The organism is Streptomyces sp. NPDC050388 (assembly GCF_040655635.1).
In the GTDB taxonomy this organism is placed as follows: Bacteria; Actinomycetota; Actinomycetes; order Streptomycetales; family Streptomycetaceae; genus Streptomyces.
On record NZ_JBFAKH010000096.1, the window covers coordinates 1 to 24727 of the forward strand.

The following is a 24727-nucleotide window of genomic DNA, read 5'->3' on the forward strand; positions in this document are numbered from 1 at the left end:
GGAAGGGGTAGGTGGGCAGGTCGGTGCGGCAATCAGTACCGCGAACGAGCGATCACGAACCGAGAGGGAACGAACCCAACGCCCGGCCCGACGGAAGCGTCGCCGAGGTGACGGCCCCCGGTCGTCGGGCCAGTCTGCCACCGGGTGTCTCGCGGCACGGGGGTGGCCCCGGCTCTCTCCGGGAGCCGCACGCGCTCTCCTTTCCGTGTGCACGGCATCTCCCCATGTGCTGCGGCGGCGCACGACTGCGAGCCTCGGCGACGGGGAAGGCGTCCCGCGCGGGGGCCCGCCGAAGGTCCCGCGGGTCTGCGGCGGGGTGCCCGTACAGGGCCCGTCATGGAGACCGCGCGGAGGCCGTGCGGGCGCCGCAGGAGGGCTCGGTCGGGAGTCGGTTGCCCGCGATTCGTGTGACACGCGTGCTGGAGTGCATGTATGAGCCAATCCCCACATCTAGTGGTTGGATTGCACTCGCTACCCAGAAGTTGTGGTCCCCCGGGTCTTGAGGCCCTCGGAGATCGCTTATGCTGGAGCAGCTTCGTGGGGCCGGACAGGTCTTGTGAGGCCATGGAGTCTGCTGTGAGGGAGGGTTGGGATTTCATGCATTGCCCCTTCTGCAGGCACTCCGACAGCCGGGTCGTCGACAGTCGTACGACCGACGACGGCACGTCGATCCGCAGGCGCCGCCAGTGCCCTGACTGCTCCCGTCGCTTCACGACCGTGGAGACGTGCTCGCTCATGGTGGTCAAGCGGTCCGGGGTCACCGAGCCGTTCAGCCGCACCAAGGTCATCAACGGTGTGCGCAAGGCGTGCCAGGGGCGTCCCGTCACCGAGGACGCGCTCGCGCAGCTCGGCCAGCGTGTCGAAGAGGCGGTGCGGGCCACCGGGAGTGCCGAGCTGACCACCCATGACGTGGGGTTGGCCATACTCGGCCCGCTGCAGGAACTCGACCTCGTCGCCTATCTGCGGTTCGCGTCCGTCTACCGGGCGTTCGAGTCGTTGGAGGACTTCGAGGCCGCGATCGCGGAACTCAGGCAGGTGGCGCACTCCGGCGCGGACGACGGAGACCGCGAAGGGGTTGTCGTGGGGAGCCAGGAGGACGGCAGCGGGTCCGGAGGGACTGCCCAGGTCCCGGAACCCGCTCCGGCCGCCGACTGACCGGCGGTCCCCGCCCGGCCGACGGCCGGGTGCGGCCGGACGGCGGCGACGAGAAGATCTGTTGCGGGTGATGCCAGTGGGGCGCCCGCAGCGTTGGACAAACATCGTGCCACGGGAACATCGGGGCACTTCAGGGCGTTTTTGCCCGTACCAGGGAGGCGGCATGACAGAGACGGCGAGCGGTCCGACACGGAGTTCCCGGGCCAAGAGCACCAAGGCCGGCAAGGGACTGCGTGTCGAGCGCATCCACACCACTCCGGGGGTCCACCCTTACGACGAGGTGGTCTGGGAGCGCCGTGACGTCGTCATGACCAACTGGCGCGACGGCTCGGTCAACTTCGAGCAGCGCGGCGTCGAGTTCCCCGAGTTCTGGTCGGTGAACGCGGTCAACATCGTCACCAGCAAGTACTTCCGCGGTGCCGTGGGCACCCCGCAGCGTGAGACCAGCCTCAAGCAGCTGATCGACCGCATCGTGAAGACGTACCGGAAGGCGGGCGAGGACCACAGGTACTTCGCGTCGCCCGCCGACGCCGAGATCTTCGAGCACGAGCTGGCCTACGCCCTTCTGCACCAGATCTTCAGCTTCAACAGCCCTGTCTGGTTCAACGTCGGCACCAAGCAGCCCCAGCAGGTCTCCGCCTGCTTCATCCTGTCCGTCGACGACTCCATGGAGTCGATCCTCGACTGGTACAAGGAAGAGGGCATGATCTTCAAGGGCGGCTCCGGCGCCGGCCTGAACCTCTCCCGCATCCGCTCCTCCAAGGAACTGCTGTCCTCCGGGGGCAACGCCTCGGGGCCGGTCTCCTTCATGCGCGGTGCCGACGCGTCCGCCGGCACCATCAAGTCCGGCGGCGCCACCCGCCGGGCCGCCAAGATGGTCGTTCTCGACGTGGACCACCCCGACATCGAGGGGTTCATCGAGACGAAGGTCAAGGAAGAGGAGAAGATCCGCGTCCTGCGCGACGCGGGCTTCGACATGGACCTGGGCGGCGACGACATCGCCTCCGTCCAGTACCAGAACGCCAACAACTCGGTCCGCGTGAACGACGAGTTCATGAACGCGGTCCAGCAGGGCGGTCAGTTCGGCCTCCGGGCCAGGATGACCGGTGAGGTCATCGAGGAGGTCGACGCCAAGGCGCTCTTCCGCAAGATCGCCGAGGCCGCCTGGGCCTGCGCCGACCCGGGCATCCAGTACGACGACACGATCAACAACTGGCACACCTGCCCCGAGTCCGGCCGGATCACCGCGTCGAACCCGTGCAGCGAGTACATGCACCTGGACAACACGTCCTGCAACCTGGCCTCGCTGAACCTGATGAAGTTCCTCAAGGACGACGGCAAGGGCAACCAGTCCTTCGAGACCGAGCGCTTCCAGAAGGTCGTCGAGCTGGTCATCACCGCGATGGACATCTCGATCTGCTTCGCGGACTTCCCGACCCAGAAGATCGGCGAGAACACGCGCGCGTTCCGTCAACTCGGCATCGGCTACGCCAACCTCGGCGCCCTGCTGATGGCCACCGGTCACGCCTACGACTCGGACGGCGGCCGCGCCCTCGCGGGTGCGATCACCTCGCTGATGACCGGCACGGCCTACCGGCGTTCCGCGGAACTGGCCGCGGTGGTCGGCCCGTACGACGGCTACGCCCGTAACGCCGACGCCCACAAGCGCGTCATGAAGCAGCACTTCGACGCCAACGGCGCGGCCGTGCGCATGGACGACCTGGACAGCCCGGTGTGGGCCGCCGCCACCGAGGCGTGGCAGGACGTGGTGCGCCTCGGCGACAAGAACGGCTTCCGCAACTCCCAGGCGTCCGTGCTCGCTCCGACCGGCACCATCGGTCTGGCGATGTCCTGCGACACCACCGGTGTCGAACCCGACCTCGCCCTGGTCAAGTTCAAGAAGCTCGTCGGCGGCGGTTCGATGCAGATCGTCAACGGCACCGTCCCGCAGGCCCTGCGCCGCCTGGGCTACCAGGAGGAGCAGATCGAGGCGATCGTCGCCCACATCGCCGACCACGGCAATGTGATCGACGCCCCCGGTCTCAAGCACGAGCACTACGAGGTGTTCGACTGCGCCATGGGCGAGCGGGCCATCTCCCCCATGGGCCACGTCCGCATGATGGCCGCGATCCAGCCCTGGATCTCCGGCGCGATCTCCAAGACGGTCAACATGCCGGAGACAGCGACCGTCGAAGAGGTCGAGGAGATCTACTTCGAGGCATGGAAGCTGGGCGTCAAGGCGCTCGCCATCTACCGCGACAACTGCAAGGTCGGTCAGCCCCTCTCCGCCAAGAAGAAGGACGAGAAGGCGGAGGTCACCGAGAAGGCCGAGGAGACGATCCGTGCCGCGGTCGAGAAGGTGGTCGAGTACCGCCCGGTCCGCAAGCGTCTTCCGAAGGGGCGTCCCGGCATCACCACCTCCTTCACCGTCGGCGGTGCCGAGGGCTACATGACGGCCAATTCCTACCCGGACGACGGACTCGGCGAGGTCTTCCTGAAGATGTCCAAGCAGGGCTCGACCCTCGCGGGCATGATGGACGCCTTCTCCATCGCGGTCTCCGTCGGTCTCCAGTACGGCGTCCCGCTGGAGACGTACGTCTCGAAGTTCACCAACATGCGTTTCGAGCCGGCCGGTATGACGGACGATCCGGACGTGCGGATGGCGCAGTCCATCGTCGACTACATCTTCCGCCGGCTGGCGCTGGACTTCCTGCCCTTCGAGACGCGCTCCGCGCTCGGCATCCACTCCGCCGAGGAGCGTCAGCGCCACCTCGAGACCGGTTCCTACGAGCAGTCCCTCGACGATGCCGAGCTCGACGTCGAGGGCCTGGCCCAGTCCGCGCCGCGGGCCCAGGAGCTGAAGGCGGTCTCCACGCCGAAGGCCGAGGCCGAGGCGGTCAAGCCCGTCCCGCAGCAGGCGCACACCAGCGCCGAGCTGGTCGAGATGCAGCTGGGCATCCAGGCCGACGCTCCGCTCTGCTTCTCCTGCGGCACGAAGATGCAGCGGGCCGGCTCCTGCTACATCTGCGAGGGCTGCGGCTCGACCAGCGGGTGCAGCTGAGGCAGGACCTGACACCGCCGGTACCGGTGCGTCCGGCCGGTGACTGAGCGGTGGAGAGCGAGGAGTGGGGCACCAGCCCGTGGGCTGGTGCCCCACTCCTCTGTTTTCTGCCGATGCCTGCCGAGCCCCGGGCAGCCGAGCCGCTGGGGGTTCGGGTCACGCCCGGCGGATCGCCCCCATCGCGCGGGTGAACGTCACCGGATCGTCCAGGAAGCCCTCGACGCCGGGGCGGAGGCCCCATGCGCCGGTGTCGTCCCGGGTGAACTCGGCGACGACGGCCGCCGTGGCTTCCGGGACACCGCCGAAGTCGTCCTCGGCCAGGACGGTGTACCCCTGGCGGATGCGCAGACCGGGGCGAGCCACGCCGGAGAAGGTCCGCCGCGTCTGATGCTGCTGGATGACGACGCCGACCACCACGCGCGCGTACCGCGCGTCGAGCCGGTTCAGCTCCAGCGTCATGACCTCGTCGAAGCCGAAGCCCAAGCCGTCCTTGCTGTCCCGGTTCAGCGTGATGGTGCCGTCGGGGGAGCGGCTGTCGAAGTGCACCACATAGGAGGGATCGCCGTGTGGATCGCTTGCCGGGTAGGGAGCGGCGACGAGATCAAGATCGGTGGACGATTGTCCCGCGGGACTAGGGTCCCACCTCAGCGCGATCTCGACCTTGTCGATGCCCTTGTTGACGCCGTTCACCCATGTCCCCTTCCCTGCGCGACCATCCTGCCCTTTCGGCCCAACTGCCTCGCGGATCCGGCAGGTTGTCCATCCTGTCATGCCCGGCCGGGTAAGTGCGGTGAAGCAGTCCGGACGAGGGTGACCGACGCCACGCTCCGCGGCCTTACGATGGCGCGGTGCTGGTCAAGTGGATTCGCTGCACCGTGGTGGACCGCCGGGGGTTCGAACGGGGACAGCGGAAGTGGGCGGGGCTTCTGGGGGAGCCGGGATTTCGTGGACAGGGTGGAGGATGGAGCCGTGCGCGGCAGGATGTGGCGCACATCTTCTCCTTCTGGGAGAGCCGTGCCTTCTACGACTCGTTCATGGCGCGTTCCCATGATCGGCTCGCCTCGGCTCAGGCGGGCACCTTCAAGGACGCCCAGGTCCGGCTCTTCGACCACCGCTTCGACGTGAAGACGGGCTTCGAGCCGCGTTTCACGGACGTGGACCTGCTGAGAGTGGCGCTGTGCCGGGTCCACGAGGAGCGGGCGGAGCACTTCGTGCTGATGCACGAGAAGGTCTGGAACCCGGCGATGGCGGGCTCGCCCGGCATGGTCCGAGGCCTGTTCGGTGAGGCCCCCGGCAACGAGTTCCTGGTGCTGTCGATGTGGTGGTCGGCGGCCGAGCACGGCAAGTACCGCACCGAGCGCGTGGAACGTCTCGCACTGAGGGCGCAGACGGAGGCCGACATAGCGGCCCTGACGGGGGACGTCGTCGACATGGAGCCGGTCTGGACGGTCTGACGACCGTGCGCACCGAGAGCGTCGCCCTTTGTGCGAGGCATGTGAACCATGCGGCTTGTGTGCCCCGTGGGATGCGGATCGCGGCGCTGTCCGTGGTGCAGGAAGTGTGTGACCTGTGCCGTATGGGGTGCGTACGGGTGCTCGGCCGGTCGTCGCCCGTTCTAGGGTTTCGGCATGGCACGACCACGGCGCATCGTCCTTGTCCGGCACGGTGAATCAACGGGCAATGTTGACGACTCCGTTTATGAGCGCGAACCCGATCACGCGCTGGCCCTGACCGAGCGGGGCCGGCGGCAGGCGGAGGAGACGGGTAAGCGGTTGCGCGACCTGTTCGGCCACGAGCGCGTCAGCGTGTACGTGTCCCCCTACCGCCGTACGCACCAGACGCTGAGCGCCTTCGGGCTCGACCCGGAGCTCATACGCGTGCGTGAGGAGCCGAGACTGCGCGAGCAGGACTGGGGGAACTGGCAGGACCAGAAGGACGTAGGCCTGCAGAAGGAACGCCGGGACGCGTACGGCCACTTCTTCTACCGCTTCGCCCAGGGAGAGTCCGGCGCCGACGTCTACGACCGGGTCGACGGCTTCCTGGAGAGCCTCTTCCGCAGTTTCGATGCCCCCGACCATCCGCCGAACGTCCTCATCGTGACGCACGGTCTGGCCATGCGGCTGTTCTGCATGCGGTGGTTCCACTGGACCGTGGCGGAGTTCGAGTGCCTGTCGAACCCGGGGAACGCCGAGACGCGGATGCTCGTTCTGGGCGAGGACGGCAAGTACACGCTTGACCGGCCCTTCGAACGCTGGCGGGAGCCGGAACCGTATGGGATCACCGGATAGAGTGGCAGGGCGATGACCGCTGATTTCTCCTTTGCCGGGCGCCTGGACCGCGCCCTGGCCAGCCTGCGCGGCCTGTCGGTGGGGGACGCGCTGGGCTCGCAGTTCTTCGTTCCGGGGAACTATCCGCTGCTCATGCGCCGTGAGCTGCCCCCAGGCCGCTGGCAGTGGACCGACGACACGGAGATGGCCTGCTCGGTCGTCGCCGTCCTGGCCGCTCACCAGCGGATCGACCAGGAGGCCCTGGCACAGTCCTTCGCCGGGCACCACGACTTCGACCGGGGCTACGGGCCCGCGGTCGGCCGGCTGCTGCGGCTGGTCCGTGAGGGCGGTGACTGGCGGGAGCTCGCCGCCGGCCTCTTCGACGGTCAGGGCTCCTGGGGCAACGGGGCGGCGATGCGCATCGCACCGCTGGGCGCCTGGTACGCGGACGATCCGGAGCAGGCCGTCCACCAGGCCGAGATCTCGGCCTACCCCACCCACCAGCATCGCGAGGCCGTGGTCGGCGCGATGGCCGTCGCCGCGGCAGCCGCGCTCGCCGCCGCCCCCGGGGGGGCGCCCGCTCCGGAAGCCCTGCTCGACGGGGTCGTCGCACTGGTGCCCAAGAGGAGCGCGGTCGGCGCAGGGCTGCGCCGGGCCCGGGACATGCTCGACTTCGGTGATGTGGCCACCGTCGCCGCCGTACTCGGTTGCGGACGGCGTACGACGGCCCACGACACCGTGCCCTTCGCGCTGTGGTCGGCCGCGCGGGCCCTGGGCGACTACGAGCAGGCGTTCTGGACGACGGCCCAAGCGGGCGGAGACGTGGACACGACGTGCGCCATCGTGGGCGGGGTGGTCGCGGCGGGGAAGGTCGGGGGACCGCCTTCCGGGTGGATCGAGCGGGTCGAGGAGCTGCCGAGCTGGATGCCGGTGTCGCTCTAGCCGCCTGTCCGGAGTCGTCTGTCTGTCCGGAGCCGTCCGTCCGGCCGGCACGGCCTGACGGTGGAGGAACTCGTCGCGGCTGCCCTGCGATCGGTGGTTCACGAATGTGATGCCGCGCAGGCCGAGCGGTTCCGTGCCGTGTTCTTCGGAGGGGTGGTGGAGCCGACCGTCGCGGTGCTCCGAGAGGTGATCGAGTAGGGGATCGAGCGCGAGGAAGTGCGCCCGGACGCGGCACGCGGCTACGTCTTCGACGTCATTCCGGCGATGACGACGCGCCGGTTCACCATGTGCGGAAGCCAAGGGCCGGACATGGATGTGGAAGAAATGATCGGCCGGCCGGTCATTTTGCTGCTGCGGCCGAGCGGCTCCTGAGCCGGGTCGTCGTGGACCGTGACATCGTTCGGGGAACCTGGGTGTCGCGGGCCGTTCCGGTCGGCGTACGCTAAGGGCGCCATGCCGTACGAACCACCGACTCACACCGTCGAGCGCTCTCTCCGCGCCACGACCGGGGCGAAGATCGTCGCAGGTGTAGACGAGGTGGGGCGCGGCGCCTGGGCCGGTCCCGTCACCGTCTGTGCGGCGGTCACCGGACTGCGTCGGCCCCCTGAAGGTCTCACCGACTCCAAGCTCCTCACCGTCAAGCGGCGCGCCGAACTCGACCGGACGCTGAGGAGTTGGGTGACCTCGTACGCCCTGGGTCACGCGTCCCACGAGGAGATCGATCAGCTGGGGATGACGGCCGCGCTGCGGCTGGCGGCGGTACGCGCGCTCGAGGCGCTGCCGGTCCGGCCCGACGCGGTGATACTCGACGGCAAGCACGACTATCTCGGGGCGCCCTGGCGGGTCCGAACCGTGATCAAGGGCGATCAGTCGTGCGTGGCGGTCGCGGCGGCCTCGGTGATCGCCAAGGTGCACCGCGACAAAATGATGGCCGAACTGGGTGCCGACCATGCAGACTTCGGTTTTGCGGACAACGCCGGGTATCCGTCACCCGTGCACAGGGCCGCGCTGGAGGTCCGGGGGCCCACCCCCTACCACCGGTTGTCGTGGGCGTATCTTGATGCGCTGCCCCAGTGGCGGCATCTCAAGAAGGTCCGCAGCTGGGCGGACGGAAGCGTTCCGGAGGTCGAGGGTCAGCTCGGCTTCGACTTCTGACGGTTCCGTTCGCACTCATGTGCCACCCGGTGGCGCGAGCCGTACCAACGTTTGATAAAAATCAGCCCATGCCTCTCATTCCCGAGGAGCCTCAGATTCACGAGAGTGCCCAGGGTCCCCGCGCCACTCCGGCCAGCAGCCGTACCGCGCCGACCCCCCGCCCCGTACCCGGTCCCCGCCCTGTGGCTCCGCCGCGTCCCGGTCGTCCCGGCCCGGCCCGGCCGGCGCCCCCGGCGCAACGCACGCCGCGTGATGCCGCTGCGGCGGCCAAACCCGTCCCTCCGAAGCCGGCCGCCGCTGCCGCGGACGGCACCCAGATCCAGCTCGTTCCGGCCTCGGTCCAGGGGGCGCTCGACGCCGCCGAGGAAGCCGTGGACCTGCTGCTGGACTCGGGCCGTGCACCGGGCGACGTGCTGGTGATCACCACCGGCGAGCCGCATCCGTGGGTCACCCACGAGTTGTCCTTCGGTGAAGCGTCCTACTGGGCTCTGCACGACGCCGGTGACGACGTCTTCCACACGGACGTCGCCGGTGCGGAGCGTGCCGGGGCGCGGCCCGTCGTCGTGGTCGCCGTCAACGGCGGTCCCGAGTCGGTGACCGCGTCGGCCCTGTCCGTCGCCCACGCCAAGGCCACCGCTCTGCTGATCGTCTGCGGCGACCCGAAGCGGATCAACTCGGTGATGAACGCGGGCGTCTGAGCCGACGCCCTGGCGCCCGTCAGTGCGGGCGCCAGGTCCCGGTCCCGGGGAGCGCCGTGGGCCCTCAGCGTGCCGCCGCGCGGCGCAGGACCTCGGACGCGGCACCGCCGGTGCGCGGTATCCGCGGCGGTGCCGCGGCCGTGGCGAACGGCTCCGGCGCCGAGTCGGCGGTGGGCCGGCGCCCGCCGCGCCCCTCACCGAGCACCTGCCAGCCGTCACGGGTCAGCGTGATGTACGCCCCGCAGCGCAGCCCGTGCAGCGTGCAGGCGTCCCGCAGCCCCCACATCCACGCGCCGTCCTCCTCCGTCCAACGCGCGTCGCCGTCACGGCAGTAGAGCAGTACGGCGGTACGCACCGGGGTACGGCGCCGCAGATCGTGCGGGATGATCCGGCGCAACTGGGACAGCAGCGCGTTGCGGAACATCCAGCCGTCCGCCGGGGCGGGACGGCGGGTGAACGAAGCGCTCGCCCGCAGTCGGTCGTCCGGGTCGAGCACGGCGACGACCGCGGTCGTCGGCCCGGGGCGATGCCGGGCGTGCAGACCGCTGACGACCTCACGCGGGTTGCGCAGCAGCGGAATTCCCGCGGCAGCCCACTCCGCGGGTTCGAGCACACGAGTGGCGGAGGTCGACAGTGATGCGGCCGAGGACGAAGCGAATCCGAAGGTCACGGTCCTCCCTTCGGCTACGCCCGGACTGCGGGCGGGGGCGGGTTTCGGGGAGCGCGCACGCAACAGAGCCCAACCTGATCGGCGGACGAACCGTGCGGGTGCGGACCTCGATTCTTCCCGTCGAACCTGGATGCGGCAACGAGCAATCACACGGGGAGACCGGTATCTCATGATCAGCGGCTTATATCCCTGCCCGGTGTGCCGGGCAGGGTCCCCGCGGAGCGTCAGCCCTGTACGGCCAGCACCAGGGGCAGCACCCCCCCGGCGCCGGCCCGCCGGAGCAGGCGTGCCGTGACCGCGAGGGTCCAGCCCGTCTCCGTGTAGTCGTCCACCAGAAGCACCGGCCCCCGGCCCCGGCGAGGGCCGTGGCGAGAGAGGAAGGGACGGCCAGCGCCCCGTCGAGGGCCTTCAGACGCTGCGCGCTGTTGCTCCGGGACGCCGGCCGGGCCTCGTCCGTGTACTGCACGGAACCCAGCAGGGGCAGACGTCCGACCTCCGCGATGTGCGCTCCCAGCGAGTGGATCAGGGCGGGGCGGGTGCGGGAGGGGAGGGTGACCACACCGACCGGCCGGGGCTGGGCGTCCGGCGCTCCCGACGCCCGGCCGCCGGGCCCCTTGGCCCAGCCGGCCAGCACATCCACCACGGCCTTCGCCACGTCGTCGGGCACGGGCCCGTCCGAGGCCCGGGGCGCGAACATCGGACGCAGCCGGTTGCCCCAGCCGATGTCCGACAGGCGTCCCAACGCCCGGCCCTGAGCGCTCTGTTCCCCGGCCGGGATGCGCCCCTTGAGGTCCATGCCGATCGCCGGAAGCCCGGTGGGCCACATGCGCCGCGGTTCCACCTCCACTCCCGCCCGGCCGAGATCCACGCGGGCCGCCTCGAGCGCCGTGGGAGAGGCTTCGGGGGTGTAGCGTGCGCCCGCGCAGTTGTCGCAGCGGCCGCAGGGTTTCGCGCCCGCGTCGTCCAACTGGCGCTGCAGGAACTCCATCCGGCAGTCCGCGGTCGTCGCGTACTCGCGCATTGCCTGCTGTTCGGATCCCCGCTGGCGGGCCACCCACGCGTACCGCTCGGCGTCGTACGTCCATGGCTGACCGGTCGCGATCCAGCCCCCCCTTGACCCGTCGCACCGCCCCGTCCACGTCGAGGACCTTGAGCATGGTCTCCAGCCGGGAGCGGCGCAGCTCGACCAGGGGTTCGAGGGCGGGCAACGACATGGGCCGGTCCGCGTGGGCGAGGACGTCGAGCGTGCGGCGCACCAGTTCCTCCGAGGGGAAGGCGAGCGACGCGAAGTACGTCCAGATCGCCTCGTCCTCCTTGCCCGGAAGGAGCAGGACTTCGGCATGGCGCACACCACGGCCGGCGCGGCCGACCTGCTGGTAGTAGGAGATGGGAGAGGAGGGTGAGCCGAGGTGGACCACGAACCCCAGGTCCGGCTTGTCGAAGCCCATACCGAGGGCGGAGGTGGCGACCAGGGCCTTCACCTTGTTGGCGAGCAGGTCCTCCTCCGACTGTTGCCGTTCCGCGTTCTCCGTCTTGCCGGTGTACGAGGCGACGGTGTGGCCGCGCTGCTGCAGGAAGGCGGTCACCTCCTCGGCGGCTGCCACGGTGAGGGTGTAGACGATCCCGGAGCCCGGCAGTTCGTCGAGGTGATCGGCGAGCCAGGCCATCCGGTGCGCGGCGTCCGGCAGGCGCAGCACACTCAGGCTCAGGCTCTCCCGGTCCAGCGGCCCCCGCAGCACCAGGGCGTCCGAGGCGCCTCCCGTGCCGAGTTGCTCCGCGACGTCGGCGGTCACCCGGGCGTTGGCGGTGGCGGTGGTGGCCAGGACGGGCACGCCGGGCGGGAGATCGGCGAGCATGGTGCGCAGCCGGCGGTAGTCGGGGCGGAAGTCGTGGCCCCAGTCGGAGATGCAGTGCGCCTCGTCCACCACGAGGAGTCCGGTCGCGGCGGAGAGTTCGGGCAGTACCTGATCACGGAAGTCGGGGTTGTTCAGCCGCTCCGGGCTACGGCACGGGGAAGGTATTCAAATTCCAGGCGGAAGTGCAGCCCTGACCTGGGCAAACGAGCCGATTGAGGGGGTGCCGGGGCCGAGCGATCGGCCCCGGACGCCCTCGGCTCGTGTGTGGCGGGCGCACTCTTCGCAAGCCTTCTGCCACGGTGGGTGGATTCGCTGATTGTCAGTGCCATCGGGTTGCATGGGGGCATGGACACCCTGGAGCTGCGCACTGAAGCCGACGTCATTCTCGCTGAGCTGGTCGGGGCCCCCGGGGGTTCGGCGCGGCTGCGGGAGGACCAGTGGCAGGCGGTGGCGGCCCTGGTGGAGGAGCGGCGGCGTGCGCTGGTGGTGCAGCGCACCGGCTGGGGAAAGTCCGCGGTGTACTTCGTGGCCACCGCTTTGCTGCGTCGGCGCGGCTCGGGCCCGACAGTGATCATCTCGCCGCTGCTGGCGCTGATGCGGAACCAGGTGGAGGCGGCGGCGCGGGCCGGGATCCGGGCACGCACGATCAACTCGGCCAATCCGGAGGAGTGGGACACCATCTACGGGGAGGTCGAGCGTGGTGAGACCGACGTTCTCCTCGTGAGTCCGGAACGCCTCAATTCCGTGGATTTCCGTGATCAGGTGCTGCCCAAGCTCGCGGCCACGACCGGACTCCTCGTGGTGGACGAGGCGCACTGCATCTCCGACTGGGGCCACGACTTCCGCCCCGACTACCGCCGGCTGCGCACCATGCTCGCGGAGCTGCCGGCGGGCGTGCCGGTCCTGGCCACGACGGCGACCGCGAACGCGCGGGTGACCGCGGACGTGGCGGAGCAGCTGGGCACAGGCGGTGGGGATGCTCTGGTGCTGCGGGGGCCGCTGGACCGGGAGAGCCTGCGGCTGGGTGTGCTGGAGTTGCCGGACGCGGCGCACCGGCTGGCGTGGCTGGGGGAGCGCTTGGGCGACCTGCCGGGTTCGGGGATCATCTACACGCTGACGGTGGCGGCGGCGGAGGAGGTGACCGCCTTCCTGCGGCAGCGCGGATATCCGGTGGCTTCCTACACGGGGAAGACGGAGAACGCCGACCGGCTGCAGGCGGAGGAGGACCTGCTCGCCAACAAGGTGAAGGCCCTGGTCGCCACCTCCGCGCTGGGGATGGGCTTCGACAAGCCCGACCTCGGCTTTGTGGTGCACTTGGGGTCGCCCTCGTCGCCGATCGCCTATTACCAGCAGGTGGGGCGTGCGGGGCGTGGGGTGGACCACGCGGATGTGTTGCTGTTGCCGGGGCGGGAGGACGAGGCGATCTGGGCGTACTTCGCGTCGGTGGGTTTCCCGCCGGAGGAGCAGGTGCGGCGGACGCTGGCGGTGCTGGAGGAGGCGGGTCGTCCGTTGTCGCTGCCGGCGCTGGAGCCGTTGGTGGATCTGCGGCGCTCGCGGCTGGAGACCATGCTCAAGGTTCTCGACGTGGACGGGGCGGTCAGGCGGGTCAAGGGTGGCTGGACCGCCACCGGGCAGCCGTGGGCGTACGACGCGGAGCGGTATGCGTGGGTCGCGAAGCAGCGGGCGGCGGAGCAGCAGGCGATGCGGGACTACGTGGCGACCGCCGGGTGCCGGATGGAGTTCCTGCAGCGGCAGCTGGACGACGAGAAGGCGGCCCCGTGCGGCCGCTGTGACAACTGTGCCGGGCCGTGGCTGGAGGCGGCTGTCGCTCCTGCGGCCCTCGCGGCGGCGACGGGTGAGCTGGACCGGCCGGGCGTCGAGATCGAGCCGCGCAAGATGTGGCCGACCGGGCTGGCCGCGGTCGGCATGGATCTCAAGGGCCGCATTCCCGCGGGTCAGCAGGCGGTCACCGGGCGTGCGCTGGGCAGGCTGTCGGACATCGGCTGGGGCAACCGGCTGCGGCCGATCCTGGCGGCGCAGGCGGTGGACGGGCCGGTCCCGGACGACGTGCTGAACGCCGTCGTGACGGTGCTGGCGGACTGGGCCCGCTCGCCGGGCGGCTGGGCCGGCGGCTCTCCTGACGCGGTGGCGAGGCCCGTGGGTGTCGTCGCCATGCCCTCCCGTACCCGCCCCCAGCTGGTCGCCTCCCTGGCCGAGGGCGTGGCCCGGGTCGGCAGGCTCCCGCTGCTCGGCAGCCTGGCCTACACCCCGCAGGCGGACGAGCACACCGCGCACCGCAGCAACTCCGCCCAGCGGCTGCGCGCCCTGGCCGACTCGTTCACCGTGCCCGACGAACTTGCCGCCGCCCTGGCCGCCACCCCCGGCCCGGTCCTGCTCGTCGACGACTACACCGACTCCGGCTGGACCCTGGCCGTCGGCGCACGCCTCCTGCGCCAGGCCGGAGCCGGCCAAGTGCTCCCGCTCGCCCTTGCGTTGGCCGGATAGGTGAGCTGTGCTGGCCTCAGTACGGGATGCAATCGCCAACTCATGACGTAAGGGTGAGAAGAAAAGCGGCGAAGGTCCTCACCGACGTCTTCGCACCGGCCAACCTGGTCATCGCGCTGCTCCTGCTGATCGGCTGGCACAGCACAAGCAGTTTCAGCGGAGTCGGATGGGGCCTGTTCGCGGCCCTGTGCTGCGGCATCGTCCCCATGGGGGTCATCCACTTCGGCGTCCGTCGAGGGAAGCTCACCGACAAGCACATCCGCGTACGCAAGCAGCGCATCGCCCTCTCACGGCCACCCTGGCCTCCGTGGTGACCGGCATCGTTCTCCTGAACGTCCTGGGCGCGCCGCGGGAGGTCTTCGCGCTCGTCATCGCCATGCTCGTCGGCCTGGCCAGCGCGCTGGCGGTGACGGTGTGGTGGCAGGTATCCGTGCACAACGCCGTTGCCGGCGGCACCGTGATGATCCTCGTCTTGGTCTTCGGCCAGACGCTGGTCCTTCCCGCGGTCCTTTTCGTCGTGGCCATGGGGTGGTCCCGCCGCGTCCTGAAGGCACACACCCTGGCCCAACTCGTCTGCGGCACCGCGTTGGGCTCCACCGCTGCCCTGGTGTTCACGCTTCTGCGGTAGCAGCCCCGGCGGCCGTGCAGACGGCGGCGTGTCAGCGGCCGTCGATTTCCGGCCAATGCGCACCCGCTTGACGGGTGGGGTGGTGCAGGTGGGCAGATTGATCGTTAACGGGTAGACAAGCACGCGAAGTTCCTGAAGCCCGGTGATCTTGGTCGTGGCACCGTCTACCAGAAGCTTCTTCGCCAACGGTCACCAGCCCAACCGGCATGCGCTATCGGCAGAGCGAAAACAGGCCATTGATATGCGGCACCATTGATCAGCAAGATCGACCAGCACATGATCTCCACTGCTTCTTCTCATGAAATTTTAAGAGGGCGGGTGGGGCGTGTTTCCACGAGAACGGCGGCGCGGCTGGCGTCAGGCGGTGAGAAGTGGGGCGATGGCCGCCGCGCTCCTGGGGGGCGCGATTCCAGTGGTCGGGGCAGGGGCGACCCCGGCAATCGCCGATGACGCAGCAACCTCGGTAGCAGCCGGCAGGACTCCGGAAGCCAGGGCGAGCGCTCTCGCAGCGGAAACCGGCGAGCGGGTGGCGGTGGACGAGGCGACTACCCAGTCGTCCGAGGTCTTTGCCAACCCGGACGGCACCTTTACCCAGGAGATGAACGCGGCTCCGGTCCGCGCCCGACGGGATGACGGCACCTGGGCCCCCATCGACAACACCCTCGTGCGCGAAGCCGACGGCTCCGTGCGGACGAAGAACACGACGGTCGGTCTCACCTTCTCGGGCGGCGGCAGCGGGGACGGACTGGTCACGCTGGAGGACAAGGGGCACGAGCTGCAGCTCGGCTGGCCCACCGCACTCCCCGAGCCCCGGCTCGACGGCAACACCGCCACCTATGCCGGAGTCCTCCCGGACGTCGATCTGAAACTGACCGCGCTGAGCTCCGGCTACACCTCGGTGCTCGTGGTCAAGACGGCTGAGGCGGCGGGGAACCCCGCACTTTCGAAGATCGACATGACCGTCTCCAGCGGTGGTCTGGGCATCGCCCCGACGGCCGACGGCGGTTTCGTCGCGCGCGACAGCGATGGCACCCCGGTCTTCGAAAGCCCGGCGGGGCGGATGTGGGACTCGGCCGGCGATATCCCAGCCTCAGTCCCCGCTGCCACTCGATCCGCCAGTACTGCATCGTCAACAGAGGCAGAAGCCAAGAATGAGCCCGAGGCGATGCAGGCGGCCCCGCTGCCCGCCGCCGGAGGCGAGCCGGACCCTGAGGAGGGCCCCGGCAGTGGTGACGCGGCGGCCAAGCTCCCGCTCAAGGTGACCGGCACCACGCTGGAGATCACGCCCGATCCGGCCCTGCTCCGCGGCGAGGACACCGTCTTCCCGCTCTACATCGACCCGCCGACCAAGGGCATCACGCTGGGCGACTGGACGGCCCTGGCCTCCAACGGCACCAAGTACTGGGAATTCGACGGCGACAAGGGCGTGGGGCGCTGCTCCAACTACGCCGGCTACCTCTGTTCCAACAGCCCGTACACGCAGCGCATGTACTTCGAGTACCCACTGTCGTCGATCCACGGCAAGAAGGTCCTGGACGCGACGCTGGAGGTGTACCAGGTGTGGACGTTCACCTGCGATCCGCACTGGTACGACCTGAGCCGTGTGGACAAGGGCATATCCTCCAGCACCACCTGGTCGTCCCGTCCCACCGCGGTGGACCTGATGGGCGACCGGAAGGTGGCCTACGGGCGGGGTAGCCTGTGCAGCCCGTCGCAGCCAGCGAACTGGGTGCGCTTCAGCGACAACGTGGATGAGACGAATGAGAACCTGACGACCACCCTCGCGTCCTACGCCGCGAACAAGACGTCGCAGATCACCTTCTCGCTGACCGCGCACGACGAGTCCAACGCGGCCTCCTGGGCACGGTTCCGCAAGGACGCGAAGCTGTCGGTGACCTACGTCTCCTACCCGAGCAAGCCGACCTCGTACGGCGTCCAGCAGGGCACCACCGGGCGGGCCTGCAACGCCTCCACGCTCCCCTTCGCCACCAGTGACACCACGCCGAAGATGCTGGCCACGGTGCAGTCGGTCGACGGCTCCAACGCCCAGCTGCGCGCCCTGTTCGAGGTGTGGAAGGCCGACGGCTCCAGCCGCGCCTGGTACGCGGCCTCGCCGGACGGTGCCTGGGTGGCCGACAACGCCGCCCGCACCGCGTCCTCGAGCAAGCTGCCGGCGCAGACGGACTACCGGATGCGGGTCAAGACGCAGGCGTACTACAAGACGGACCGGGGCGTCACCGGCGTTCTAGACTCGGCCTGGTCGTCCTGGTGCTACTTCCGCGTTGACACCGACTCGCCGCCGCCGCCGGTGGTGACCAGCGCGGACGGCCTCTACAAGCCGGCCGAGACCGACCCGGCCTCAGGCGGGGTGGGCACGCCGGGCAAGTTCACCTTCACCCCCGCGGACACCAACCCCACCACGCCTGGCATCCAGTCGGACGTCGTCAGCTACAAGTGGAAGCTGAACAGCGGGGCGCTCTCCGCCCCGATCACCGTCGCCAAGGGCACGGCCACCACCCAGACGATCACGCCGAACCAGGCCGGTGAGAACACCATCCAGGTCTGGGGCTACGACGCGGCCGGCCACAGCTCGCTCACCGGCTACTACAGCTTCCTGGTGAAGGGCGCCGAGAAACCCTCGGGAATCTGGCACCTGGACAATTCCCTCACCGACGCCACCACCGCAACCCCGCATCCGCTGACCTCCTCGGGGGCCACCTGGGACGCCCTGGCCCGCAGCGGCTCTGCCGCGGCCAAGCTCAACGGAACCAGCGCCTACCTCTCCACTACCGGCGCGGTACTGGACACCACCAAGTCCTTCACCGTCTCGGCCTGGGCCCGTCTGGGGAAGAAGGACGTCAACTACACCGTCTTGTCCCAGGCGGGAACGAACGCCTCCGGGTTCCAGCTGTACTACTCGACCGCCTACAACGCCTGGATCTTCAACCGCCACCAGACTGACGTCTCCGGTCCCGCGATCACCCGCTCGATCGGCGCCAAGCCGCCGGTCCTGAACGCCTGGACCCACCTGGCCGGCGTCTACAACGCGGCGGCACAGACCATCCAGCTCTACGTCAACGGCGTCCCGCAGGGCGACCCGGTGCCGTTCACCGCCACCCCGTGGAAGGCATCCGGCGGCCTGCAGGTCGGGCGGCTGTGGGCTTCGGCGACCGGCAAGGAGAACTTCGCCGGAACCATCGACGAGGTGAAGGTCTGGTCCCGTGCGCTGGCGGACACCGAGATCACCCACGACGCCTGGCTGGAGGACGAGGACATCAGCGACGGCACTGCCGGCGACCCGGTCCCGGCGCTCGTCGCCAAGTGGGACGCCACGGACATGGCCAACGCGACCGGCACCACGGTGAAGGACACCAGCGGCTTCGGCCGGAACCTGGCCCTCAACGGGGCCGCGCTCACCCAGTTCACCACCGGCGACCCGGAGATCGGCGAAGAGGTCACCACCACGCAGACGATGACCCTGAACGGCACCAGCGCGCACGCCACCGCCGCCGGTCCGGTCGTCGACGACTCGGGGTCGTTCACCGCGACCGCCTGGGTGACGCTGGACCCCGCCAAGCTCGCCGACACCAGCAAGTCGTACGCGCTACAGGTGTTCGGCCAGTCGGGGGCGAGCCAGTCCTCCTGGGGCGTCTGGTACGAGCAGCCGGCCGGCAGTACCCAGGGACGGTGGACGTTCGGTCGCCCCAACAAGGACGGCACCGGAGCGGTCTGGACCAAGAGCGAATCCACCGCGCTCACCACGGCCAACCAGGGCGTTCCCGTCATGCTGACGGTCGTCTATGACGCCCAGGCGGCAGCCGACCCCGACGACACCTCCAAGCTCGGCGCGCTCAAGCTGCACGTCGACAGTGCCCGGATGGGCGACGAGGACGGCGTGTCGTACTCGGCCCCCTGGCAGGGCGCCAGCGCGTTCGAGATCGGCCGGGCGAAGATCAACAGTGCTGCCGCGCGCTACTTCCCCGGAACGATCGACAGCGTCCGCGTCTGGGCCGGAGTCACCTCCACCGACACGATCGCCAACCGGTACAACCTCGAGCAGCGGTAGGAACTTGGCGGGTCGAGGGCTGATTGCGCCCTCGACCCGCCCCCTTTGCCGATTCGGTCTGGCCCGCTGCGCTGTGGCCGGGCTGGTTTCGGACATCCCCGGTGTCTCCCGTATCGCGCGCGTCTCTGCAGGCGCGCTCCCAGATCAGCGCTCCACGGCGCCGCCGTCGCCTGAGCGTTTCCCGTCCATTTCCGAACACGGAGACTGATTGTGTCTTCACCACCCTCCCGCAGACGCTTGCCGAAAGCGGCCATACGCCGTTGGCTCGGTCGCGGTGCGCTTGTCGCCTCCCTTACCCTCCTGCCGCAAGTCGTGCTTCCCGCGGGCTACGACTTCGCTGCTCAGGCCCAGTCCCAGGCTGCCCGCAAGCAGTTGGAGGACCGGCCCGACGCGAAGATCGACAAGGTGGGCGTGCTCAAGCCCGGCACGTCCAAGGCCCCGAAGGACAAGGCCGCCCCTGCTTCCCGCGAGACTCGTGAGCGGCTGAAGAAAGCCGCCTGGCCGAAGGCAGGGAAGGCCACCACCGAGGTCACAGCGACCGCCGAGACCACTGTCACCGTCGGCGGGCTCGGCGTGGAGCTGGCCCAGGAGCCCGCCGCCTCGGCTGCCAAGGCGGCGAAGAGCAAGACCAAGACGGAGGTGAAGGCCACTGGCCCCGCCGAGGAGGTGGCACTGAGGGTTCACCCCCAGTCGGCCGCTGAGAAGGCAGGCGTCAACGGCGTCCTGCTCACCGTCGACCCGGCGGGAGCCGCATCCGGGAAGTCCGCCAGTGACACCGACAAGCTCCGGGTCTCACTGGACTACTCCTCCTTCAACGACGTCTACGGCGGCAACTTCGGTCCCCGGCTGGGTCTGGTGTCGCTTCCTGCATGTGCGCTGACCACCCCGGAGAAGGCGTCCTGCCGCACCCAGAGTCCCTTGGCGGGCGCGGACAACGACGCGGAGTCCCAAACCCTGACCGGCACCGTCTCCGCCCGCACCCTCACAGCCGGCACCCCGGTGCTACTGGCAGCGGCGGCCGACAGTTCGGGCGGCGGGGGCGACTACAGCGCCACCCCGCTGTCCCCGACCGCGACCTGGGAGGCTGGCGGCAGCACGGGTGACTTCACCTGGAACTACCCGCTGCGAGTGCCCCCGGCCACAGCCGGCCCGTCCCCGAACCTGTCCATCTTCTACAACTCCGCCTCGGTGGACGGCCGCACGGCTGGGGAGAACAACCAGACCTCGGTGATCGGCGAGGGTTTCTCGATCACCGAGTCCTACATCGAGCGCAAGTACGCCTCCTGCAAGGACGACGGCCAGTCCGGCAAGGGCGACCTGTGCTGGAAGTACGCCAACGCCACCCTGGTCCTCAACGGCAAGGCCGTGGAACTGGTCAACACCTGCGCCGACAAGACCGCCTGCGATACCGCGGCCCTGTCCGAGGCATCCGGCGGCAGCTGGAAGCTGAAGAACGAGGACGGCAGCCGCGTCGAGCACCTGACCGGCGCCACCGGCAACGGCGACAACAACACCGAGTACTGGAAGGTCACGGACTCCTCCGGCACCCAGTACTACTTCGGCAAGCACCGGATGCCCGGCTGGAGCGACAACGGCACCGCCACCGACGACCCGGTCACCAACTCGGTGTGGACCGCCCCGGTATTCGGCGACGACTCCGGCGAGCCGTGCTACAAGTCCACCGGCTTCGCCGACTCCTCCTGCACCCAGGCCTGGCGCTGGAACCTCGACTACGTCGTCGACACCCACGGCAACGCCAGCACCTACTGGTACAGCAAGGAGACGAACTACTACTCCAAGAATGCTGACACCACGGTCAACGGCACCGCCTACACCCGCGGCGGCTACCTCGACCGCATCGACTACGGCCTGCGCAGCGACCTGATCTACGCCAAGCCCGCCGCCCAGCAGGTCCGCTTCACCTACGCCGAGCGCTGCGTCACCTCCGGCGGCTGCGACAGCCTGACGAAGGACACCAAGGCCAACTGGCCCGACGTGCCCTTCGACATGATCTGCGCGTCCGGCACCAAGTGCACCACCCAGATCGGCCCGGCCTTCTTCACCCGCAAGCGCCTCACCGACATCACCACCTCGGTGTGGACCGGCACCGGCACCAACCGGCGGGATGTGGACACCTGGCACCTGGAGCAGAACTTCCCCGACACCGGTGACGCCTCCTCGCCAAGCCTGTGGCTGAAGTCCATCCAGAACACCGGCAAGGCCAACACCACCGCGGCCGCCATGCCGCCGGTCGTCTTCGGCGGCATCCAGATGTCCAACCACGTCGAGGGCAGCGGCCCGGACACCCTGCGCTACATCAAGTGGCGGGTGCGCACCATCAAGTCCGAGACCGGCTCGACCCTGACCGTCAACTACTCCGATCCGGGCTGCGTCTGGGGCACCAGCATGCCAGCGGCCGTCGACAAGAACACCCGCCGCTGCTTCCCGGTCAAGTGGTCCCAGTCCGGAGCGACCCCGGTCACCGACTGGTTCCACAAGTACGTGGTCACCTCCGTCTTCCAGGACGACCCCTACGGCCACGGCGACACCGGCGAGACGCGCTACGACTACCAGGGCGGCGCCGGCTGGGCCTACGCCGACGACGAGGGCCTGACCAAGGCGTCCAACCGCACCTGGTCGCAGTGGCGCGGCTACGGCAAGGTCGTTCAGACCTCCGGCGACTCCGAAGGCCCGCGCTCCAAGAAGTCCACCCTCTACATGCGCGGACTGAACGGCGAGAAGGAACTCGACGGCACTCCCCGGGTGGAGAAGGTGACCGACTCCACCGGCACCGCCATCGACGACTCCCGCCAGTACGCCGGCTTCGTCCGCGAGACCATCGCCTACAACGGCACCGAGGAACTCAGCGGTACCATCAACACCCCCTGGTCCCACAAGACCGGCAGCCACGCCTACAGCTGGGGCACCACCGAGTCCTGGATCGTCCAGGCTGGCGAGACCGCCATCCGCACCAAGACCTCCACCGGTACTCGCACGGTCAAGCAGAAGACCACGTACGACACCACGTACGGCATGCCGATCACCATGGAGGACAGCGGCGACACCGCCAAAAGCGGCGACGAGACCTGCACGCGCAAAACCTATACCCGCAACGCCTCGGCCTGGTTGGTCTCCCTCGCTTCCCGTATCGAGACCTACAGCATCCCCTGTACGAGCACCCCGTCGGTCCCTGGGGATGTGCTTTCCGACGTCACCACGGCTTACGACCAGCAGGCCGTCGGCGTGGCGCCCACCAAGGGCGACCCCACCGCCTCCTACCGGGTGGCGCGCTACGACGCCGACAAAAAGCCCGTCTACCAAAAGGTCTCCGCCTCCACCTACGACAAGCTGGGCCGCGCGCTCACCTCGACCAACGCCCTGAACAGCACGGTCAGGACGACGTACATCCCCGACGACACCGGCTACGGCCCACTGACGTCGAAGACCACTACCGATCCCAAGCTCTACAGTTCCACCACCGAGATGGACCCGGCCTGGGGCACGGCCGTCAAAAGCACCGACGCCAACGGCAACGTCACCGAGTGGTCCTTTGACGCGCTCGGGCGGCTGCGGTCGGTGTGGAAGCCGGACCGCTCCCGCGCACTCGGCGACGCCGCCAGCATCGTCTACGCGTACAGCGTCAACAACAACAAGGAGACCTGGGTCCGCACCGACGCTCTCAAGCGCGACGGAAAGACCTACAACAGCTCCTACGAGATCTTCGACGGCCTGCTGCGATCCCGCCAGAAGCAGGGGCCCGCGCCCAACGGCGGCCGGGTGATCTCCGAGACGCTCTACGATGACCGCGGCTTGGCCTACATCAAGAACGAGCAGGTCCACGACCATAACGCCCCCTCGGGCAGCCTGGCGAACACCTACCCTGGCTCCGTGCCCGCCTCCACCGAAACGATCTTCGACGCCGCCGGCCGCGCCACCGAATCCATCTTCCGCGTTTACGACCAGGAGAAGTGGCGCACCAAGACGGAGGAGCAGGGCGACCGCACCACCGTCACCGCAGCCGCGGGCGGCACCGGCACCCTGACGATCGTCGACGCCCGCGGCCGGATCACCGAACGCCGTGAGTATGGAGGGCCTGTCCCGACCGGCAGCGACTACACCCGCACCCTGTACGAGTACACCGCGGGTAGCCAGCTCAAGAAGATGACCGGTCCGGACGGGGCGGTGTGGTCGTACGGCTACGACCTGCGCGGACGTCAAGAATACGCGATCGACCCCGACAAGGGCCGCACCGAGACCACGTACAACGACGCCGACCAGCCGGTGACGGTCACCACCACCCTCAACGGCGACTCTCGCACCCTGATCACCGACTACGACGAGCTCGGCCGCAAGACCGGCACCTGGGACGGCGTGAAGGACAACACGCACCAGCTGACCAAGTTCACCTACGATTCCCTGGCCAAGGGGCAGCCGACCGCCGCCATCCGGTACGTCGGCGGCACCACCGGCAAGATCTACTCCCAGGTCGTCACCGGCTACGACGAACTCGGCCGCCCCAAGGGCACCAAGACCGTCATCGCCACCACCGACCCCCTGGTCACCGCCGGCGCGCCACAGACCTTCACCACCTCCACCGCCTACAACATCGACAACACCGTCCAGTCCACCTCCATGCCCGCGGTGGCCGGCCTGCCCGCCGAGACCGTGGAAAACAAATACAACAGCCTCGGCATGCTCACCGGCACCGACGGCATGACCGACTACGTCCAAAACATCGGCTACTCCCCGTACGGCGAGATCGAGGAAACCCGCCTGGGCACCTCCACCGGCGCCAAGCACCTCCAGATCCTCAGCCGCTACGAGGACGGCACCCGCCGCCTCGCCAACACCCATACCGTCGACCAGACCAACGCCGGCTACACCAGCGACATCGACTACGTCTACGACGCCACCGGCAACGTAAAGTCGATCACCGACAAGGCCAACGGCAAGGACACCCAGTGCTTCGCCTACGACGGCTACCGCCGTTTGACCGAAGCCTGGACCCCCTCCTCCAACAACTGCGCCACCGCCCGCTCGACGACAGCTCTCGGCGGGCCGGCCCCGTACTGGACCAGTTGGACCTACAAGCCCGGCGGTCTGCGCGACACCCAGACCGAGCACAAGACCACCGGCGACACCAAGACCGTCTACGGCTACCCCGCCGTCAACGCCTCCGGCACCGGTCAGCCGCACACCCTGACCTCGTACAGTGTCAACAGCGGCGCAGCCAAGGCCATGGAGTACGACGAGCACGGCAACACCACCAAGCGCTACGGCCCCACCGGCACTGCGCAGAGCCTCACCTGGGACATCGAGGGAGAACTCACCCGCCTCACCGAAGGCACCAAGACCACCGACTACCTCTACGACGCCAACGGCGAACTTCTGATCCGCCGAGGCCTCGGCAAGACCGTCCTCTACCTGGCCGGCCAGGAACTCCACTACGACACCGCCGCCAAGAAGTTCACCGGTCAGCGCTACTACCCGGCCGGTGACGCCACCGCCGTCCGCACCGAGACCAGCCTGACCTGGATGGTCGACGATCACCACGGCACAGCCTCGATGACCATGGACGCCACCACCCAGGCCGTCACCCGCCGCTACACCAAACCCTTCGGTGAATCTCGCGGCACGGCACCGTCGGCCTGGCCCGACGACAAGGGTTTCCTCGGCAAACCCGCCGACACCGGCACCGGACTCACCCACATCGGCGCCCGAGAG

Annotated in this window: 14 protein-coding genes and 2 pseudogenes; 13 read left to right on the forward strand and 3 right to left on the reverse strand. The window is 69.1% G+C overall.

All coding sequences use genetic code 11. The annotated features are described in order from the left end of the window. The first annotated feature begins 597 nt into the window (after window positions 1–597). Both nrdR and AB0I73_RS34615 read left to right on the forward strand, forming a co-directional pair. On the forward strand, window positions 598–1155 hold the full coding sequence (nrdR, locus tag AB0I73_RS34610; RefSeq protein ID WP_363044172.1) for a transcriptional regulator NrdR: 558 nt from the start codon (window positions 598–600) through the stop codon (window positions 1153–1155). 163 nt (window positions 1156–1318) lie between these two features. Further along, entirely contained in the window at window positions 1319–4216 is a 2898-nt protein-coding gene (locus AB0I73_RS34615) for a vitamin B12-dependent ribonucleotide reductase (protein ID WP_363044174.1), read from the forward strand. A 156-nt stretch (window positions 4217–4372) separates the two neighbouring features. Here AB0I73_RS34615 and AB0I73_RS34620 read toward each other — a convergent pair whose 3' ends face one another. Next, entirely contained in the window at window positions 4373–4906 is a 534-nt protein-coding gene (locus AB0I73_RS34620; protein WP_363044176.1) for a TerD family protein, read from the reverse strand. Window positions 4907–5064: 158 nt separating this feature from the next. On the opposite strand from AB0I73_RS34620, the gene AB0I73_RS34625 reads away from it, so the two are divergent. The 6 genes and pseudogenes from AB0I73_RS34625 to AB0I73_RS34650 all read left to right on the forward strand — a co-directional run bounded on the left by AB0I73_RS34625 (window position 5065) and on the right by AB0I73_RS34650 (window position 9278). Then, on the forward strand, window positions 5065–5670 hold the full coding sequence (locus tag AB0I73_RS34625) for a YdbC family protein (protein WP_109380122.1): 606 nt from the start codon (window positions 5065–5067) through the stop codon (window positions 5668–5670). A 174-nt stretch (window positions 5671–5844) separates the two neighbouring features. Beyond that, the gene (locus tag AB0I73_RS34630) at window positions 5845–6504 is read left to right on the forward strand and encodes a histidine phosphatase family protein (RefSeq protein WP_109380123.1); all 660 of its coding nucleotides are present in this window, start codon (window positions 5845–5847) and stop codon (window positions 6502–6504) included. A gap of 12 nt (window positions 6505–6516) precedes the next feature. Next, entirely contained in the window at window positions 6517–7425 is a 909-nt protein-coding gene (locus AB0I73_RS34635; protein WP_363044178.1) for an ADP-ribosylglycohydrolase family protein, read from the forward strand. A gap of 81 nt (window positions 7426–7506) precedes the next feature. Next, window positions 7507–7797 (forward strand): annotated as a pseudogene (locus AB0I73_RS34640) (TetR-like C-terminal domain-containing protein); the annotation flags it as partial. Window positions 7798–7878: 81 nt separating this feature from the next. Continuing rightward, window positions 7879–8580, forward strand: a complete 702-nt coding sequence (locus AB0I73_RS34645; RefSeq protein ID WP_363044180.1) for a ribonuclease HII — start codon at window positions 7879–7881, stop codon at window positions 8578–8580. A 68-nt stretch (window positions 8581–8648) separates the two neighbouring features. Further along, window positions 8649–9278 (forward strand): hypothetical protein, encoded by a 630-nt coding sequence (locus tag AB0I73_RS34650; RefSeq protein ID WP_363044182.1) that lies wholly within the window; start codon window positions 8649–8651, stop codon window positions 9276–9278. Between the two features lie 64 nt (window positions 9279–9342). On the opposite strand, the gene AB0I73_RS34655 is transcribed toward AB0I73_RS34650, so the two are convergent. Next, the gene (locus AB0I73_RS34655; protein ID WP_363044184.1) at window positions 9343–9948 is read right to left on the reverse strand and encodes a hypothetical protein; all 606 of its coding nucleotides are present in this window, start codon (window positions 9946–9948) and stop codon (window positions 9343–9345) included. 224 nt (window positions 9949–10172) lie between these two features. Then, window positions 10173–11951 (reverse strand): annotated as a pseudogene (locus AB0I73_RS34660) (helicase-related protein); the annotation flags it as partial. A 198-nt stretch (window positions 11952–12149) separates the two neighbouring features. On the opposite strand from AB0I73_RS34660, the gene AB0I73_RS34665 reads away from it, so the two are divergent. The 5 genes from AB0I73_RS34665 to AB0I73_RS34685 all read left to right on the forward strand — a co-directional run. After that, window positions 12150–14309 carry a RecQ family ATP-dependent DNA helicase gene (locus AB0I73_RS34665; RefSeq protein WP_363044186.1) on the forward strand — a complete coding sequence of 720 codons (2160 nt, stop codon included), beginning with the start codon at window positions 12150–12152 and terminating at the stop codon, window positions 14307–14309. A gap of 53 nt (window positions 14310–14362) precedes the next feature. Next, window positions 14363–14623 (forward strand): hypothetical protein, encoded by a 261-nt coding sequence (locus AB0I73_RS34670; RefSeq protein WP_363044188.1) that lies wholly within the window; start codon window positions 14363–14365, stop codon window positions 14621–14623. Continuing rightward, entirely contained in the window at window positions 14617–14937 is a 321-nt protein-coding gene (locus AB0I73_RS34675) for a hypothetical protein (protein WP_363044190.1), read from the forward strand. Before AB0I73_RS34670 ends, AB0I73_RS34675 begins: the two co-directional genes overlap by 7 nt. Window positions 14938–15463: 526 nt before the next feature. Next, the gene (locus AB0I73_RS34680) at window positions 15464–19003 is read left to right on the forward strand and encodes a LamG-like jellyroll fold domain-containing protein (protein WP_363044192.1); all 3540 of its coding nucleotides are present in this window, start codon (window positions 15464–15466) and stop codon (window positions 19001–19003) included. A gap of 312 nt (window positions 19004–19315) precedes the next feature. After that, window positions 19316–24727, forward strand: a 5412-nt coding sequence (locus AB0I73_RS34685) for a hypothetical protein (protein WP_363044194.1), incomplete at its 3' end; no start/stop codon positions are given.

Bases quoted from the DNA above. Each gene is read 5' to 3' on its own strand.
- AB0I73_RS34645 (WP_363044180.1), top strand. From the start codon at position 7,879: ATGCCGTACGAACCACCGACTCACACCGTCGAGCGCTCTCTCCGCGCC.
- AB0I73_RS34615 (WP_363044174.1), top strand. From the start codon at position 1,319: ATGACAGAGACGGCGAGCGGTCCGACACGGAGTTCCCGGGCCAAGAGC.
- nrdR (WP_363044172.1), top strand. From the start codon at position 598: ATGCATTGCCCCTTCTGCAGGCACTCCGACAGCCGGGTCGTCGACAGT.
- AB0I73_RS34650 (WP_363044182.1), top strand. From the start codon at position 8,649: ATGCCTCTCATTCCCGAGGAGCCTCAGATTCACGAGAGTGCCCAGGGT.
- AB0I73_RS34635 (WP_363044178.1), top strand. From the start codon at position 6,517: ATGACCGCTGATTTCTCCTTTGCCGGGCGCCTGGACCGCGCCCTGGCC.
- AB0I73_RS34630 (WP_109380123.1), top strand. From the start codon at position 5,845: ATGGCACGACCACGGCGCATCGTCCTTGTCCGGCACGGTGAATCAACG.
- AB0I73_RS34665 (WP_363044186.1), top strand. From the start codon at position 12,150: ATGGACACCCTGGAGCTGCGCACTGAAGCCGACGTCATTCTCGCTGAG.